Below are 15,956 nucleotides of genomic sequence, written 5' to 3'. Positions count from 1 at the left end.
GCAGGCGCACCACGTCCGGCAGCGGCCCGGGCGCGGTGGGCGCGAGCGGTTCAGCCGCGCAGGCGCAGGCCGCGCGGGGTGGCCCGGAAGCCGGCGGCGGTGAGCGCGTCGCGCAGCGGCGAGGACCGCACCGCCTCGCCGTCGGCCCGCTCCACCGACATCGCCCCCAGCGCCCCGGAGTGCACCGCGTCGGCGAGCGCCTTGCCGGCCGCCGCCAGCGTGTCCGCGTCGTCGGTGAAGGAGAGGATGGTCCGCCCGCCGCGCTCGACGTAGAGCACCAGGTCGCCGGCGACCAGCACCACCAGGGCTCCGGCCTTGCGCCCCGCCCGGTGCCCGGTCGCCGGGGCGGCCCCGTCGCCCGAGTCGACCACCCGTTCCGGCCACGGCAGCGCCGCACCGTACGGGTTGGCCGGGTCCGTCGCGGCGAGCACCAGGGCCGGCCCGCCGCGCCCCCGCCCGCCGTCGGCCGGCTCCGCCAGCGCCCGGATCCGGTCCACCGCGCCCGGCACCGCGAACTGCGCCGCGCCGAGGCCCTCGACGAAGTAGCCCCGGCGGGCGGCGCCGCGCTCCTCCAGCGCGGAGAGCACCGGATAGACCGCGGCGAAGCCGCCGGCCACCTGCTCGGCCACGACCGCCCCGCGGGTCACCACGCCGTGCCGTTCGAGCAGCACGTCGGCCAGGGCCGCGGCCCGGCGCGTCGGGTCGGTGTCGCGCTCCGGCAGGCGGGACCAGCGGCCGGCGACGGTCGGCGGGCCGCCGCGGGTCGGCAGGGCCACCCGGCCGGGACGGCGGTAGCGGGTGCGCGGCGCGGCCGGGCGGGACCGGTGCGCCCCGCCGCCGCCGAGCACCGCCCGCAGCGGGGCCAGGGTGTCGTTGGTGAGGTGGCCGGCCCAGACCAGGTCCCAGAGGGCGGCGGTCAACGCGGCGTCGTCGGTCGAGCCCACCCGGTCGGACAGCGACCGGAAGAACAGTGCCTGCCCGTCGCCGAGGGCGTCCAGCACCGCGTCGTGCAGCGGGGTGCGGGTCAGCGCCTCGTCGGGCGGGGGCAGCAGCAGCGGCGCGGCGTCCGCGTACGCGAGGGTGACCCAGCCGTCCCCGCCGGAGATCGCCCCGGAGCCCGCCCAGAGCACCTCACCGCTGGCGCACAGCTCGTCGAGCTGGGCGGGGGAGTAGTCGGTGACCCGGCCGGGCAGCACGAGGCGCTCCAGCGCCGACGCCGGCACCGCCGCCCCCTGCAACTGCTCGATCGCGGCGGCCAGCGCCTCCACGCCGCGCGCCGACGAGCCGACCTGCTGCCACCGGGGCAGGAACGCGGCCAGCGCGCGGGGCGGCACCGGCTCGATCTCCCGGCGCAGCGCGGCGAGCGACCGGCGGCGCAGCAGGCGCAGCACCTCCGCGTCGCACCACTGGGTGCCCGCCGTGTCGGGCGTGAACTCGCCGGAGACGACCCGCCCCGTGGCGCCGAGCCGGCGCAGCGCCTGCTCCACCACGGCCACCCCGAGCCCGAACCGGGCGGCGCAGGTGCTGGCCGCGAACGGGCCGTGCGTACGCGCGTAGCGGGCGACCAGGTCCCCCAGCGGGTCGGCGACCGGGGCGAGGTACGCCTCGGCGACCCCGACCGGCAGGGCCACGCCGAGGGCGTCGCGCAGCCGGGCCGCGTCCTCGACACCCACCCAGCGCTCCTCGCCGGCGACGCGCACCCGCAGCACCCGGCGGGCGGCCGCCAGCTCGGTCAGCCACTCCGCGGGCGCGCCCCGCTCGGCCAGCTCCGCCTCGGACAGGTCGCCGACGACGCGGAGCAGCTCGACCACGTCCTCCGCGTCGCGCGGTCGGCGCTGCTCGGTGAGCCAGCGCAGCTGCCGCTCGGTCTCGGCCAGCACCGCGGGGTCGAGCAGCTCGCGCAGGTCGACGCGGCCGAGCAGCTCGCCGAGCAGGGCCGAGTCCAGCGCCAGCGCGGCGGCCCGACGCTCGGCCAGCGGGGCGTCGCCCTCGTAGAGGAAGGCCCCGACGTAGCCGAACAGCAGCGACCGGGCGAACGGCGACGGCTGGGCCGTCTCCACCTCGACCAGGCGCACCTTGCGGGCGGCGAGATCGCGCATCAGCTCGGCCAGCGCGGGCTGGTCGAAGACGTCCTGGAGGCATTCCCGGGCGGCCTCCAGGGTGACCGGGAAGTCGGCGTACTCGCGGGCGACGTCGAGCAGCTGGGCGGCCCGTTGGCGCTGCTGCCACAGCGGCTGGCGGCGGCGCGGGTCGCGGCGGGGCAGCAGCAGCGACCGGGCCGCGCACTCCCGGAACCGGGACGCGAAGAGCGCGGACGTGCCGACCGACTCCTCGACCAGTTGGGCGATCTCCTCCGGCTCGAAGACCACCACGTCGGCGCCCGGCGGCTCGTCGGCGGTGTCCGGCAGGCGGACGACGATGCCGTCGTCGGAGGGCATCACCTGGGCGTCCACCCCGTAGCGCTCGGCGAGGCGGCGGCCGATCGCCAGCGCCCAGGGCCCGTTGACCCGGGCGCCGAGCACGCTGTGCACGGCCAGCCGCCAGTCGCCCAGCTCGTCGCGGAACCGCTCGACCACCACCGTGCGGTCGTCGGGCAGGGACCGGGTGGCGGCCCGCTGCTCGCGCAGGTAGGCCATCAGGTTGCCGGCGGCCCAGTCGTCGAGCCCGCCGGCCCGCAGCGCGGCGACCGCGGTCTCGTCGTCCTGCCGCAGCAGGGCGCGCACCCGGGCCCCGATGGCCCGGCCCAGCTCGACGGGGCGGCCGAGCTGGTCGCCCTTCCAGAACGGCATCTTCGCCGCCTGCCCGGGGGCCGGGGAGACCAGCACCCGGTCGGGGGTGATCTCCTCGATGCGCCAGGACGAGGAGCCGAGCAGGAACACGTCGCCGACGCGCGACTCGTAGACCATCTCCTCGTCCAGCTCGCCGACCCGGGCGGCCCGTTCGGCGCCGGCCAGGAAGACGCCGAAGAGCCCCCGGTCGGGGATGGTGCCGCCGCTGGTCACCGCGAGCCGCTGCGCGCCGGGCCGGCCGGTGAGCGTGTCCGTTGCGCGGTCCCAGACGAGCCGGGGCCGCAGCTCGGCGAACGCGGTGGACGGGTAGCGACCGGAGAGCATGTCGAGCACGGCGTGCAGCGCCGAGTCGGGCAGCTCGGCGAAGGGCGCCGCCCGGCGGACCACGACGGCCAGGTCGCCGACGTGCCACGGCTCCAGCGCGACCATGGCGACGACCTGCTGGGCCAGCACGTCGAGCGGGTTGCGCGGGTAGTGCAGCTCCTCGATGGCGCCGTCGCCCATCCGCTCGGCCACCACCGTGCAGGAGAGCAGGTCGCCCCGGTGCTTGGGGAAGACCACGCCCCGGGAGACCGCGCCGACCTGGTGCCCGGCCCGGCCCACCCGCTGCAGCCCGGCGGCCACGCTGGGCGGGGCCTCGATCTGCACCACCAGGTCGACCGCGCCCATGTCGATGCCCAGCTCCAGGCTGGAGGTGGCCACCACGGCGGGCAACTGGCCGGACTTGAGCGCCTCCTCGATGTGCTTGCGCTCCTCCCGCGAGACGCTGCCGTGGTGGGCGCGGGCGATCACCGGCGGCGCGCCGGCCACCCCGCCGGCCTGGGCCATCATCTCCGCCGGCGTGCGGCGGACCGGGCCGGCGGGACCGCCCCGCGCGCCCGTGCCCGGACCGGCGGCGCCGTCGCCCCACGTGCCGGCGCCCCGGGCCGGCGCGGCCCGGTCGTCCCCGCCGACGTCGGGGCCGGCCAGTTCCTCGGCGGCCAGCTCGTTCAACCGTGCGCAGAGCCGCTCGGCGGAGCGCCGCGAGTTGGTGAAGACGATGGTCGAGCGGTGCGCCCGGATCAGGGAGAGGACGCGCTCCTCCACCGCCGGCCAGATCGACGCCCGGCGCGGGCCGGGCCCGCCGAGGTCGTCCTCCGGCGGCTCCTGCTCGTCGAGGCGGGTCATGTCCTGCACCGGCACCTGGACGCTGACCTCGATCGTCTTGGCGGTGGGCGGCGCGACGACGTCGACGGGCCGGGCGCCGCCGAGGAAGCGGGCACACGCGTCGACCGGGCGGACCGTGGCGGACAGCCCGATCCGCTGCGCCGGGGCGGGCAGCAGCTCGTCGAGGCGCTCCAGGGAGAGCGCGAGGTGCGCCCCGCGCTTGGTGCCGGCCACCGCGTGCACCTCGTCGACGATCACCGTCTCGACGCCGCGCAGGGAGTCACGGGCGGCGGAGGTGAGCAGCAGGAACAGCGACTCGGGCGTGGTGATGAGGATGTCCGGCGGGGTGCGGGCGAACGCGCGCCGCTCGTCGGCCGGGGTGTCGCCGGTGCGCATCCCCACGGTGATCTCCGGCGGAGCGATGCCGAGCCGGGTGGCGGCCTGCCGGATCCCGGCGAGGGGGGCGCGCAGGTTGCGCTCGACGTCGACCGCGAGCGCCTTGAGCGGGCTGACGTAGAGCACCCGGCACCGGTGCCGCCGGTCGGCCGGGGCCGGCTCGCGGGCCAGCCGGTCGAGCGACCAGAGGAACGCCGCGAGCGTCTTGCCGGAGCCGGTGGGCGCGACCACCAGCGCGTTGCGGCCGGCGGCGACCGAACTCCAGGCGCCGACCTGGGCGGCGGTGGGCGCGGCGAAGGCGGCGGAGAACCATTCCCGGGTGGCCGCGCCGAAACCCGCCATCGCATCCGTCACGCCGTCCATCCTGCCCCGGCGGTGTGACATCCGGCCCCGGGCGGACGCTGATTGTGTCCTGGTCCGGCTCATACGCGATGGTTGTGCCGTTGAATGCGTTAAGTCTTACTTAACTGCTTGCTTGCGACGCGCAACATAAAGTAACTTCACTCGGAGCCGGCCGGGGTGGAGGGGATCGGATGACCGTCGAGCAGCGGAGCTTCGAGCCCGGCACCGACGTGCTCATCCGCAAGGTCGACAGTCACCTCGCCGCCGTCCGCGCCGGACTGGCCGGCCCGGAGTTGGAGCTGGCCGAGCGGCTCGCCGCGGCGCTGCGGGAGCTGGTCGTCTCCACCGCCCAGGCCAGCGCCGCCGACCGGGGCCAGGTCCGCGCCGCGGTGCACTACTTCGTGCTGCGCCGGGAGAGCCGGGGCCGGCTGCTCTCGGTGCGGTCGCTCGCCGCCGCCCAGCGGGTGGTCAACAAGGTCGTGCTCCAGCTCGGCCGCCCCGACCTGCTGGTGGAGACCCGCCGGGAGCGCCCGGCCCGGGAAACCGCCGTCCCCGCCGGCGACGTCGCCGTCGGCTAACCGCGCCGCGCCGCGAGCGCGATGACCGGGGCGGCCGTGGTGGGGCCGACCGCGGCACCCGGCCCCGACGAGAGGCGGTCGGCGCCCGGATCGGACGAATTCCCGCAAAACGGCCCGGCGGGCAGTCATCTGGCGTCTGATCGCACCTAGGTGCCGGCCCACCTCCGGCGCGCGCCGCTGCCACCTCGACCGGGAGTGCGGGTGCTCGTACTGCTGATCCTCCACCTCGTGGCGGCCCTCGTGGCGCCGCTGCTGGTGCGGTGGTGGGGTCCGCGCGCCTGTTACCCGCTGGCGCTGGCGCCGGCCGCGGCCTTCGGCTGGGCGCTGGCCCGCACGCCCGCCGTCCGCGACGGCGGGGCGGTGGTCGAGACCTACCCGTGGATCCGGCAGCTCGGGCTCGACCTGGCGCTGCGGCTGACCACCCTGTCCTGGCTGATGACCCTGCTGGTCGGCGGTGTCGGCGCGCTCGTCCTCGTCTACAGCGCCCGCTACTTCGGCCCCGGGTCGGTCGGGCTGGCCCGGTTCGCCGCGGTGCTGGTGGCCTTCGCCGGGGCGATGCTCGGCCTGGTCCTCGCCGACGACCTGCTGCTGCTCTACGTCTGCTGGGAGCTGACGACGATCTTCTCGTACCTGCTGATCGGGCACAGCACGGAGCGGCGCGCGAGCCGGTGGGCGGCCGCCCAGGCGCTGATCGTGACCACGCTCGGCGGGCTGGCCATGCTGGTCGGGTTCATCATGCTCGGCGAGCACGCCGGCAGCTACCGGTGGTCGGAGATCGCCGCCGGCCCGCTGCCCGGCGGGGCGTACCTGGTCACGGCGGTGCTGCTGGTCCTGACCGGGGCGCTGTCCAAGTCGGCGGTGCTGCCGTTCAGCTCCTGGCTGCCGGTGGCGATGGCGGCGCCCACGCCGGTGAGCGCGTACCTGCACGCCGCCGCGATGGTGAAGGCCGGCGTCTACCTGATCGGGCTGCTCGCCCCGGTGCTGGCGGCGGTCGGCCCGTGGCGGCCGGTGGTGCTCGTCGCCGGCCTCGCGACCATGCTCACCGGCGGCTGGGCGGCGCTGCGGCAGACCGACCTGAAGCTGCTGCTGGCCTACGGCACGGTCAGCCAGCTCGGCCTGCTCGCGGTGGTCGTCGGGGCGGGCACCCCGGACGCCGCGCTGGCCGGCGCGGCCATGCTGCTGGCCCACGCCCTGTTCAAGGCGGCGCTGTTCCTCGTCGTCGGCATCGTCGACCACGGCGCCGGCACCCGCGACCTGCGGGAACTGTCCGGCCTGGGCCGGCGGGCGCCGCTGCTGGCCACCGTCGCGGTGCTCGCCGCCGCGTCGATGGCCGGCCTGCCGCCGCTGGTCGGCTTCGTCGCCAAGGAGGCCGTGCTGGCCGCCTTCACCGACCGGCCCGCCGTGCTCGCCGTGCTGGTGGCCGGCACCGCGCTCACCGTCGCCTACAGCGCCCGGTTCGTCTGGGGCGCGTTCGCCACCCGGCCCGGCGTGGCACCGACCGGCGTGGGCCGCGTCGCCGCGCCGATGCTCGCCCCGCCGGCCCTCCTGGCCGTCCTCGGGTTGGTCGCCGGCCCCGCCGCCGGGATCCTCGACGCCCTGCTCAGCCCGTACGCCGAGCTGTTCGGCGCGGTCGGCGGGCACCTGGCGCTGTGGCACGGCCCCAGCCCCGCGCTGGGCCTCTCCGCCCTCGCCGTGGCCGGCGGCGCGGCGCTGCACGCGCTGCGCGGCCCGCTCGCCCCGGCGCTGGCCCGGCTGCACGTCCCGATCGGCGGCAACCAGGGGTACGAGTGGGTCATCGGCCGGTTCGACCGGCTGGCCATCGAGGTCACCGGCGTGACCCAGCGGGGCTCGCTCCCGCAGTACCTCGGGGCCATCCTGCTCGCGCTCGTCGTGCTGCCCGGCGGGGCGATGCTGGCCACCCGCCCGTGGCGGGACCGGATCGACCTGTGGGACACCCCGCTGCAGGTCGTCGTGGTGGCCGTGGTCGCCGTGGCGGCGCTGCTCGCGGTGGGCGCCCGCCGGCGGCTGACGGCGATGCTGCTGGTCGGGATGACCGGCTACGGCAGCGCGATGCTCTTCGTGCTCTACGGCGCGCCGGACCTGGCCCTGACCCAGTTCCTCGTCGAGACCGCCACCATCGCGGTGTTCGTGCTGGTGCTGCGCCGGCTGCCCCAGCGGTTCTCGGCCCGCCCGCGCCGGCGCCGCTGGCTGCGCCGGGCGATCGGCCTGGCCGCCGGTGTGGCGGCGGCCGGGTTGGCGCTGACCGCCGCGGCGGCCCGCCGGGCGCCGACCATCTCCGAGGCGTTCCCCGACCTGGCGGTCGCCCAGGGGTACGGCCGCAACGTGGTCAACGTGACCCTGGTCGACATCCGGGCCTGGGACACGATGGGGGAGCTGGCGGTCCTGGTGGTGGCCGCGACCGGCGTGGCCAGCCTGGTCTTCCAGCGGTCCCGGACCGGGCCGCGTCCGCGCCGGCCGGAGCCGTCGGGCCGGGCGCGCCGGCCGGGCCGCCCGGTCTGGCTGCGCGGCGGCGTGACCCTGCACGAGCGGCACCGCTCCATCGTGCTGGAGGTGGTCACCCGGCTGATCTTCCACACCGTGGTGGTCTTCTCCCTGTTCCTGCTCTTCTCCGGCCACAACGCGCCGGGCGGCGGCTTCGCCGGCGGCCTGGTGGCGAGCCTGGCGCTCGTCGTGCGCTACCTCGCCGGCGGCCGCGACGAGCTGGCCGAGGCGGCCCCGGTCGGCGCCGGCACGGTGCTCGGCGCCGGCCTCCTCGTCTCGATCGGCACCGGAGTGATCCCGCTGCTCGCGGGCGGGTCGGTGCTCGAGAGCGCCCGGGTCGACCTGTGGCTGCCGCTGATCGGCGACTTCTACCTGGTCACCTCCCTCTTCTTCGACGTCGGGGTCTACCTCGTGGTGATCGGGCTGGTGCTGGACATCCTGCGCAGCCTCGGCGCCGAGGTGGACCGGCACATCGAGGCGGCCGGCAGCCCCGCCGGCGGGCTGCGCGTCGACCGGGAAGGGGAGCGGCCGTGAGGCCGGGCGTGGAGGGGCCGACCCTGGTGCTGGTCATCGCCGTCGGGGTGCTGGTCGGCTGCGGGGTCACGCTGCTGCTGGAGCGCAGCCTGACCCGGATCCTGCTCGGGGTCATCCTGCTCGGCAACGGGGTCAACGCGCTCATCCTGATGGGCGGGCGAGCGGGCGCCGCGCCGGTGGTCGGCGTCGCGCCCGCCAGCCGGCTGAGCGACGCGCTGCCCCAGGCCATGATCCTCACCGCCATCGTGATCACCTTCGGGTTGACCGCGTTCCTGCTGGCCGTGAGCTACCGCAGCTGGTATCTGACCGGCGACGACGAGGTGCCCGACGACATCGAGGACCGGCAGATCAGGCGGGCGGCAGAGCGCAACGAGGCGGCCGTCGCGGCCGACCTCGGCGGCGAGGGCCCCGACGCCGACCCCGAGCAGGTCGACCCCGAGCTGCCGCGCCGGCTCCGGCCCGGGGACGGTCCCGGATGACCGGGTACGCGGAACGGGCCGCCCGGTGAGCGCGCTCGTGCCGCTGCCGGTGGTGGTGCCGCTGCTGGGCGCGGCGCTGACCCTGCTGCTGGCCCGGTGGCCCCACCTGCAACGGGCCGTCAGCGTGACCTGCCTCGCCGCCACGCTGGTGGTGGCGGCGCTGCTGCTCGTGCAGGCGTACCGGCACGGGCCGGTGGTGGTGCAGGTCGGCGGGTGGCCGGCGCCGGTGGGCATCGTGCTGGTCGCCGACCAGTTGGCCGCGCTGATGCTGGTGGTCTCCTCGGCGGTGACCCTCTGCGTGCTGCTCTACTCCGTCGGTCAGGGCCAGGCGGACTTCGGCGAGACCGTCCCGGTGACCATCTACCACCCCACCTACCTGGTGCTGACCGCCGGCGTGACGAACGCGTTCCTCGCGGGCGACCTGTTCAACCTCTTCGTCGGCTTCGAGATCCTGCTGGCCGCGAGCTTCGTGCTGATCACCCTCGGCGGCACCGAGGCGCGGATCCGCACGGGCTCGACGTACGTGGTGGTCAGCCTCCTCTCCTCGATGCTGTTCCTCACCGCGGTGGGCCTGGTGTACGCGGCCACCGGCACGCTGAACATGGCCCAGCTCGCCCACCGGCTCGACGCGCTGCCGGACGGCGTACGGCTGAGTCTGGAGCTGATGCTGCTGCTCGCCTTCGGGGTCAAGGCGGCGGTCTTCCCGCTCTCGGCCTGGCTGCCGGACAGCTACCCGACCGCGCCGGCCCCGGTCACGGCGGTCTTCGCCGGCCTGCTCACCAAGGTCGGCGTCTACGCGATCATCCGGACCGAGACGCTGCTCTTCCCCGGCGGCCAGGTCGCCGGGCTGCTGATGGTGGTGGCCGGCCTGACCATGGTGGTCGGCGTCCTCGGCGCGGTGGCCCAGTCCGACATGAAGCGGCTCTTCTCGTTCACGCTGGTCAGCCACATCGGCTACATGATCTTCGGGGTGGCGCTGAGCACCGTGGCCGGGCTGTCCGGCGCGATCTTCTACGTGGTGCACCACATCACCATCCAGACCACGCTGTTCCTGGTCGCCGGGCTGGTCGAGGAGCGGGCCGGCAGCACCGACCTGCGCAGGCTCGGCGGGCTGGCCCGGGTGGCGCCGCTGCTCGCGGTGCTCTTCTTCGTGCCGGCCATGAACCTCGCCGGCGTGCCGCCGTTCTCCGGGTTCCTCGGCAAGCTCGGCCTGCTCCAGGCCGGGGTGGCGGCCGGCGGGCCGCTGCCCGGCGCGCTGGTCGCGGCGGGGACGCTGACCAGCCTGCTCACCCTCTACGTGGCCTCGCGGGTGTGGAACATCGCCTTCTGGCGCGCCCCCCGGCTGGCCACCGCCGAGCCGGTGGTCCGGCTGCCGGGGCTGATGGTCGGCGCGACGGTCGCGCTGGTGGCGCTCGGGCTGGCGCTGACCGTCGTCGCCGGGCCGCTCTTCGACGTCACCGCCGACGCGGCCGTCGACCTGCGCGCGCGCACCCCGTACATCCGCTCCGTGCTGCCCGGCGGCGCCTCGTGAACCGCGAACCGGTCGGGCCGCACCGGGGCCGGGCGGGGCGGTGGCGCGACCAGCTGATCGCGCTCGGCTGGCTGGTGCTGGTCTGGAACCTGCTCTGGGGCGACTTCTCCTGGGGCAACCTGGTGGGCGGGGTGCTGGTGGCCGGGGCGGTGCTGCTGTTCTTCCCGCTGCCGCCGGTCAGCTTCGGCGGCCGGCTGCGGCCCCGGGCGCTGCTGGTCTTCCTGGTGCGGTTCGTCGGCGAGCTGGTCAGCGCCAGCGCACACGTGGCCCGCATCGCCGTGCAGCCGGGCTGCCGGCCGCGGGGCGCGATCATCGCGGTGCGCCTGCGGGTGCGCACCGACCTGAACCTGGCCCTCACCGCCGAGGCGGTCTCGTTGGTGCCGGGCACGCTGATCATCGAGGTGGACCGGGACGCCGGCGTCCTCTACGTGCACGTGCTCGACGTCCGCGGCCCGCAGGACCTGACCGCCAGCCGGGAGCGGATCCTCGCCGTCGAGCGGCGGGTCGTCCGGGCGGTCGGCTCCGCCGCGGAGGTGCGCCAGGTGGACACCGATCCCGTCGACAGGGGAGTCCTACCGTGACCGCCTTCCTCGCCGTCGTCCTCACCGGCCTGTTCTCGGTGACCGCGCTGCTCGCGCTGATCCGGCTCTACCGGGGGCCGTCCCTGATCGACCGCGTGGTCGCGGCCGACATGCTGCTCGCCACCATGGTCGGCGCGGTCGGCGCCGAGGCGGCGGTCAACCGCCACGCCACGACCCTGCCGGTGCTGGTGGTGCTCTCCCTGCTCGGTTTCGTCGGCTCGGTGTCGTTGGTCCGCTTCGCCGTCCGCGACGGGGAGGAGGCGTGATGCTCGGTACGGTCGCCGACTGGGTCGGCGCTGGCTGCCTGGTCGCCGGCGCGTTGCTGAGCCTCGCCGCCGGGATCGGGGTGCTGCGCTTCCCGGCCACGCTGGACCGGATGCACGCGGCCACCAAGCCGCAGGTGCTGGGGGTGCTGCTCCTGCTGCTCGGCGTGGCGGTGCGGCTGCGTACCCCGGCCGACCTGGGCATGGTGGCGTTGGTCGGACTTTTCCAGCTGGCCACCGCTCCGGTGGCGGCGCAGATGATCGGCCGGGCCGCCTACCGCACCGGCCGGGTGGACCCCGGCCTCCTCGACGCCGACGAGTTCGCCGACCGCTGACCGCCGGCCACTGACCGCCGACCGCCGACCGCCGACCGCCGGCCGGGTGCCGGCGCGGCGCGCCGGTCGCGCACCCCGGCCGGGCGGTGGGCTGCTGGCCCCGCGGCGTCCCAATTCGGGGAATGCGGCGATTCTGAGTCTTGCGTATTGCCGGAGGGCCGGTCCCGCTGCACTCTTTCGCAGTGATGGCTGTCGATCAATAGTCGTCCATCGGCGACCGCCCACCCGGCGGAGCCGACCCCGCTCCCACCCCGGAGGACCCATGAGACCCCCCACCCCCCGCTCCGCCTGGCTGGCCGCGCTGGCCGTGGCGGCGGCGACCGTCGTGACCGCATCCGCGGCGACCGCCGCGCCCACCGCCGCCGTCCGGGCCGCCGTCCCCGCCGCCGGGCCGGCGGCGCTCGCCGCGGCGCCGGACATCCCGCTGGCCAACGTGAAGGCACACCTGTCCCAGTTCCAGTCCATCGCCACCGCCAACGGCGGCAACCGGGCACACGGCCGTCCCGGCTACCTCGCCTCCGTCAACTACGTCAAGGGACAGCTCGACGCGGCCGGGTTCACCACCGTGGTGCAGTCGTTCACCTACAACGGCGCCACCGGCTACAACCTGATCGCCGACTGGCCCGGCGGCGACCCGAACCAGGTGGTGATGACGGGAGCGCACCTGGACAGCGTCTCCGCCGGCCCCGGCATCAACGACAACGGCTCCGGCTCGGCGGCGATCCTGGAGACCGCGCTCGCGGTGGCCCGCAGCGGCCTGACCCCCACCAAGCACCTGCGTTTCGGCTGGTGGGGGGCCGAGGAGCTGGGGCTGCGCGGCTCGCAGTACTACGTGAACAACCTGCCGTCGACCGAGCGCACCAAGATCAAGCAGTACCTGAACTTCGACATGGTGGGCTCGCCCAACGCCGGCTACTTCGTCTACGACGGCGACAACTCCGACGGCGTGGGCTCCGGCCCCGGCCCGGCCGGCTCGGCGCAGATCGAGCAGACCATTCAGGCGTACTTCACCTCCATCGGCGTGCCGACCCGGGGCACCGACTTCGACGGCCGCAGCGACTACGGGCCGTTCATCAGCGTCGGCATCCCGGCCGGCGGCACCTTCACCGGCGCCGAGGGCATCAAGTCCAGCACCCACGCCTCGCTCTGGGGCGGCACGGCCGGCCAGGCGTTCGACCCGTGCTACCACCGCTCCTGCGACACCAGCACCAACATCAACGACACCGCGCTGGACCGCAACGCCGACGCGATCGCGCACACGGTCTGGGCGCTGGCCGGGGCCGGGACCCCGCCGGGCAGCACGGTGTGGAGCGACACCTTCGAGACCGCGACCGGGTGGACCGCCAACCCGGCCGGCACCGACACCGCCACCCTCGGCGGGTGGGAGCGCGGCGACCCCGCGGCCACCAGCAGCTCGGGCGTGACCACCCAGCTCGGCACGACGGTCAGCGGCAGCTACGCCCTGGTCACCGGGCCGCTCGCCGGCAGCAGCGCGGGGGCGTACGACCTCGACGGCGGGGTGAGCACCATCCAGTCGCCGGCGATCACGCTGCCGTCGACCGGCACGCTCAACCTCTCCTTCTCCTGGTACCTGGCCCACCTGAACAACGCCAGCAGCGCCGACTACCTGCGCGTGCGGGTGGTCGGGAGCAGCACCGTCACGGCGCTGAACGCGGCCGGGGCCGCGAGCAACCGGGCGGCGGCCTGGCAGAGCGCCGGTGTGGACGTCTCGGCCCTGCGCGGACAGACCGTACGGATCGTCGTCGACGCGGCGGACGCGAGCGGCGCCAGCCTCGTCGAGGCGGCCGTGGACGACGTGCGGATCACCCAGAGCTGAGCCGGCGCGGCCCCCTGTCAGGCCGTGAACCGGACGACAGGGGGCCTTCGGCGCACCTTCAGCGGGCGTACAGCCGGCACGGATAAAATGGCTGCATGATCGACTCGTCTGCCCAGGAGGGCAGCAGTAGCGAGCCGGGTCCTGCCCGGCGATTCCCGACCCCGACGGCCACGGGAGCCCTGAGCGACCCGTGTTGATCGTCCTCGGTCTTCTCTTCATCATCGTTCTCACCGCCGCCACCGGTTACTTCGTGGCCCAGGAGTTCGGTTACGTCGCCGTCGACCGGGGCAGGCTCAAGCAGCTCGCCGACGACGGCGACAAGGCCGCCGCCCGGGCCCTCGAGGTGACCGGACGGCTGTCGTTCATGCTCTCCGGCGCCCAGCTCGGCATCACCGTCACCGCCCTGCTGGTCGGTTACGTCGCCGAGCCGTTCCTCGGCGCCGGGCTGGCCGAGCTGCTCGGGGTGGCCGGCGTCTCCACGGCGGTCAGCCTGCCGCTCTCGGTCGCCCTGGCCCTGCTCATCGCGACGGTGGTGCAGATGGTCCTGGGCGAGCTGGCCCCGAAGAACCTCGCCATCGCCCGGGCCGAGCCCCTGGCCAGGGCCCTGAGCCGCTCCACCCTGATCTACCTCAAGGTGGCCGGCCCGTTGATCAAGCTCTTCGACCGCGCCGCCGTGCGGCTGCTCCGCCGCGTCGGCATCGAGCCGATCGAAGAGCTGCCCAGCGGTGCCACCCCGGAGGACCTGGAGCAGATCATCGCGGAGTCCCGCCAGGAGGGGCACCTGACCGCCGAGATGTCCACGCTGCTCGACCGGGGGCTCGACTTCCGTGAGCTGACCGCCGGCGAGGCCATGGTGCCCCGCGTCGACGTGCACACCGTTCGCGCGCACGAGCCGGTCAGCCGGGTGGTCGAGCTGCTGGACACCGGCAAGTCCCGCTTCCCCGTACGCGGCGCGGAGGGTGTCGACGACCTGGTCGGCGTCATCGGCATCGCCGACGTGCTCGGCGTGCCCCCGGAGCGCCGCGCGACCACCCCGGTCAGCGCGGTGGCCGGCCCACCGCTGCTGGTGCCGGAGACGCTGCCGCTGCCGACGGTGCTGGACCGGCTCCGGTCCGGCCACCGGCAGCTCGCCTGCGTGGTCGACGAGTACGGCGGCTTCGCCGGCGTGATCACCCTCGAGGACATCGCCGAGGAGCTGGTCGGCCCGATCCGCGACGAGGACGACCCGCCCGAGCGGGCCCCGGCCCGGCAGGACGACGGCTCCTGGGTGGTGCCGGCCCGCTGGCGCATCGACGAGGTCGCCGACAGCACCGGCATCGCCCTGCCCGAGGCTCCGGAGTACGACACCCTCTCCGGGCTGGTCATGCGGGAGCTGGGCCGGGTGCCCGAGGTCGGCGACCGGCTGGAGATCAACCTGACCGCCGACGGCGACGACGGCGCGGTCGAGCCGCGCGCCTTGGTCGAGGTGCTGGCCGTCGACCGGCACGTGGCCGACTCGGTCCGGCTGCGGGTCGCCGAGCCGGGGGAGGTGTCGGCGTGAGCCCCGGCATCGCGCTGTTCACGTCGGTGATCCTGCTGGCGTTGAACGGATTCTTCGTGGCCGCCGAGTTCGCCCTGGTGGCCAGCAAGCGCTACCGGCTGGAGCAGGCGGCCGCCGGTGGCGGTCGGGCCGCCCGGGCCGCGCTGGACGGGGTGCGGGAGCTGTCGCTGATGCTCGCCGGCGCGCAGCTCGGCATCACGCTGTGCACCCTGGGGCTCGGCGCGCTCGCCGAGCCGGCGATCGAGCACCTGCTCAGTCCGCTGCTGCACGCGGTCGGGTTGCCGGACGCCGCCAGCCACGCCGTCGCGCTGATCCTCGCGCTCAGCGTGGTCACCTTCCTGCACCTGGTGGTCGGCGAGATGGCGCCGAAGTCCTGGGCGATCACCGACGCGGAGCGCTCGGCGATGCTGCTGGCGTTGCCGTTCCGCGCCTTCGCGCGGGTCGCCCGGCCGGTGTTGTCGCTGATGAACGCCCTGGCCAACGCGATGCTGCGGCTGGTCAAGGTCAACCCGCAGGACCAGCTCGCCCAGGTACACGGCCCCGACGAGCTGCGCATCCTGCTGGAGCAGTCCCGCGAGCACGGGCTGCTCGGCGCCGAGCAGCACCAGATGCTGACCAGCATGCTGGAGCTGCAGGCCACCACGGTGGCCCAGGTGATGGAGCCGTTCCACCAGATGGTGACGGTCCGCCGCGACGAGGACGCCACCCGGATCGAGCAGGTCAGCCGGGACAGCGGCCGGTCGCGGCTGGCCGTGCTGGACGCGAACGGCGACGTCTGCGGCCTCGTCCACGTCCGGGAGGCGGTGCGGGCCACCACCACGGGTCGTACGACCACCGCCGGTGACCTGATGACCAACGCCTTCACCCTGCCCGCCTCGGCCACGGTGACCGAGGCGGTGGCGGCGATGCGGGCCCGGCAGTCCCAGCTCGCGCTGGTGCGCAACGGCGGCGGGCCGACCCGGCCGATCGGCTTCGTCGCGCTGGAGGACCTGCTGGAGGAGGTCATCGGCGAGTTCGACGACGAGACCGACCCGGTGCCGCGCGGCCGACGCATGAGGTGACGCCGCCGGCGTCCGTGCGGTCTTCACCGAAGACCGCACGGA

10 protein-coding genes and 1 pseudogene are annotated in these 15,956 nt (G+C 75.4%); 10 read left to right on the top strand and 1 reads right to left on the bottom strand.

Features of this window, described 5'->3' with window-relative positions:
* Positions 1 to 50: 50 nt before the first annotated feature.
* Entirely contained in the window at positions 51 to 4,715 is a 4,665-nt protein-coding gene (locus tag ACSNOB_RS11930) for an ATP-dependent helicase (RefSeq protein WP_436686724.1), read from the bottom strand.
* Between the two features lie 149 nt (positions 4,716 to 4,864).
* On the opposite strand from ACSNOB_RS11930, the pseudogene ACSNOB_RS11925 reads away from it, so the two are divergent.
* The 10 genes and pseudogenes from ACSNOB_RS11925 to ACSNOB_RS11880 all read left to right on the top strand — a co-directional run bounded on the left by ACSNOB_RS11925 (position 4,865) and on the right by ACSNOB_RS11880 (position 15,914).
* Positions 4,865 to 5,276: pseudogene (locus ACSNOB_RS11925) on the top strand (hypothetical protein).
* 176 nt (positions 5,277 to 5,452) lie between these two features.
* Positions 5,453 to 8,287, top strand: coding sequence for a Na+/H+ antiporter subunit A (locus ACSNOB_RS11920; protein ID WP_436686723.1), 2,835 nt, complete (start codon positions 5,453 to 5,455; stop codon positions 8,285 to 8,287).
* Entirely contained in the window at positions 8,284 to 8,766 is a 483-nt protein-coding gene (locus ACSNOB_RS11915; RefSeq protein ID WP_436686722.1) for a Na(+)/H(+) antiporter subunit C, read from the top strand. The genes ACSNOB_RS11920 and ACSNOB_RS11915 overlap by 4 nt, the downstream gene beginning before the upstream one ends.
* Positions 8,767 to 8,791: 25 nt before the next feature.
* Positions 8,792 to 10,297 (top strand): Na+/H+ antiporter subunit D, encoded by a 1,506-nt coding sequence (locus ACSNOB_RS11910; RefSeq protein ID WP_436686721.1) that lies wholly within the window; start codon positions 8,792 to 8,794, stop codon positions 10,295 to 10,297.
* Positions 10,294 to 10,878, top strand: a complete 585-nt coding sequence (locus tag ACSNOB_RS11905; protein ID WP_436686720.1) for a Na+/H+ antiporter subunit E — start codon at positions 10,294 to 10,296, stop codon at positions 10,876 to 10,878. The genes ACSNOB_RS11910 and ACSNOB_RS11905 overlap by 4 nt, the downstream gene beginning before the upstream one ends.
* Positions 10,875 to 11,144 (top strand): monovalent cation/H+ antiporter complex subunit F, encoded by a 270-nt coding sequence (locus ACSNOB_RS11900; RefSeq protein WP_393104789.1) that lies wholly within the window; start codon positions 10,875 to 10,877, stop codon positions 11,142 to 11,144. Before ACSNOB_RS11905 ends, ACSNOB_RS11900 begins: the two co-directional genes overlap by 4 nt.
* Positions 11,144 to 11,476, top strand: coding sequence for a monovalent cation/H(+) antiporter subunit G (gene mnhG, locus ACSNOB_RS11895; protein ID WP_436686719.1), 333 nt, complete (start codon positions 11,144 to 11,146; stop codon positions 11,474 to 11,476). The genes ACSNOB_RS11900 and mnhG overlap by 1 nt, the downstream gene beginning before the upstream one ends.
* Before the next feature lie 262 nt (positions 11,477 to 11,738).
* A complete protein-coding gene (locus ACSNOB_RS11890; RefSeq protein WP_436686718.1) occupies positions 11,739 to 13,313 on the top strand; it encodes a M28 family metallopeptidase in 1,575 nt (524 codons plus the stop codon).
* Positions 13,314 to 13,503: 190 nt separating this feature from the next.
* The gene (locus tag ACSNOB_RS11885) at positions 13,504 to 14,853 is read left to right on the top strand and encodes a hemolysin family protein (RefSeq protein WP_436686717.1); all 1,350 of its coding nucleotides are present in this window, start codon (positions 13,504 to 13,506) and stop codon (positions 14,851 to 14,853) included.
* A complete protein-coding gene (locus tag ACSNOB_RS11880; RefSeq protein ID WP_436686716.1) occupies positions 14,850 to 15,914 on the top strand; it encodes a hemolysin family protein in 1,065 nt (354 codons plus the stop codon). Before ACSNOB_RS11885 ends, ACSNOB_RS11880 begins: the two co-directional genes overlap by 4 nt.
* The last annotated feature ends 42 nt before the right edge of the window (positions 15,915 to 15,956 follow it).

The organism is Micromonospora sp. URMC 106, assembly GCF_051386395.1.
In the GTDB taxonomy this organism is placed as follows: Bacteria; Actinomycetota; Actinomycetes; order Mycobacteriales; family Micromonosporaceae; genus Micromonospora.
This window is presented reverse-complemented; position numbering and strand designations above follow the sequence as displayed.

Excerpts from the sequence above, each read along its gene's own strand:
- ACSNOB_RS11930 (WP_436686724.1), bottom strand. The coding sequence starts at position 4,715 with ATGTCACACCGCCGGGGCAGGATGGACGGCGTGACGGATGCGATGGCG.
- mnhG (WP_436686719.1), top strand. The coding sequence starts at position 11,144 with ATGCTCGGTACGGTCGCCGACTGGGTCGGCGCTGGCTGCCTGGTCGCC.
- ACSNOB_RS11890 (WP_436686718.1), top strand. The coding sequence starts at position 11,739 with ATGAGACCCCCCACCCCCCGCTCCGCCTGGCTGGCCGCGCTGGCCGTG.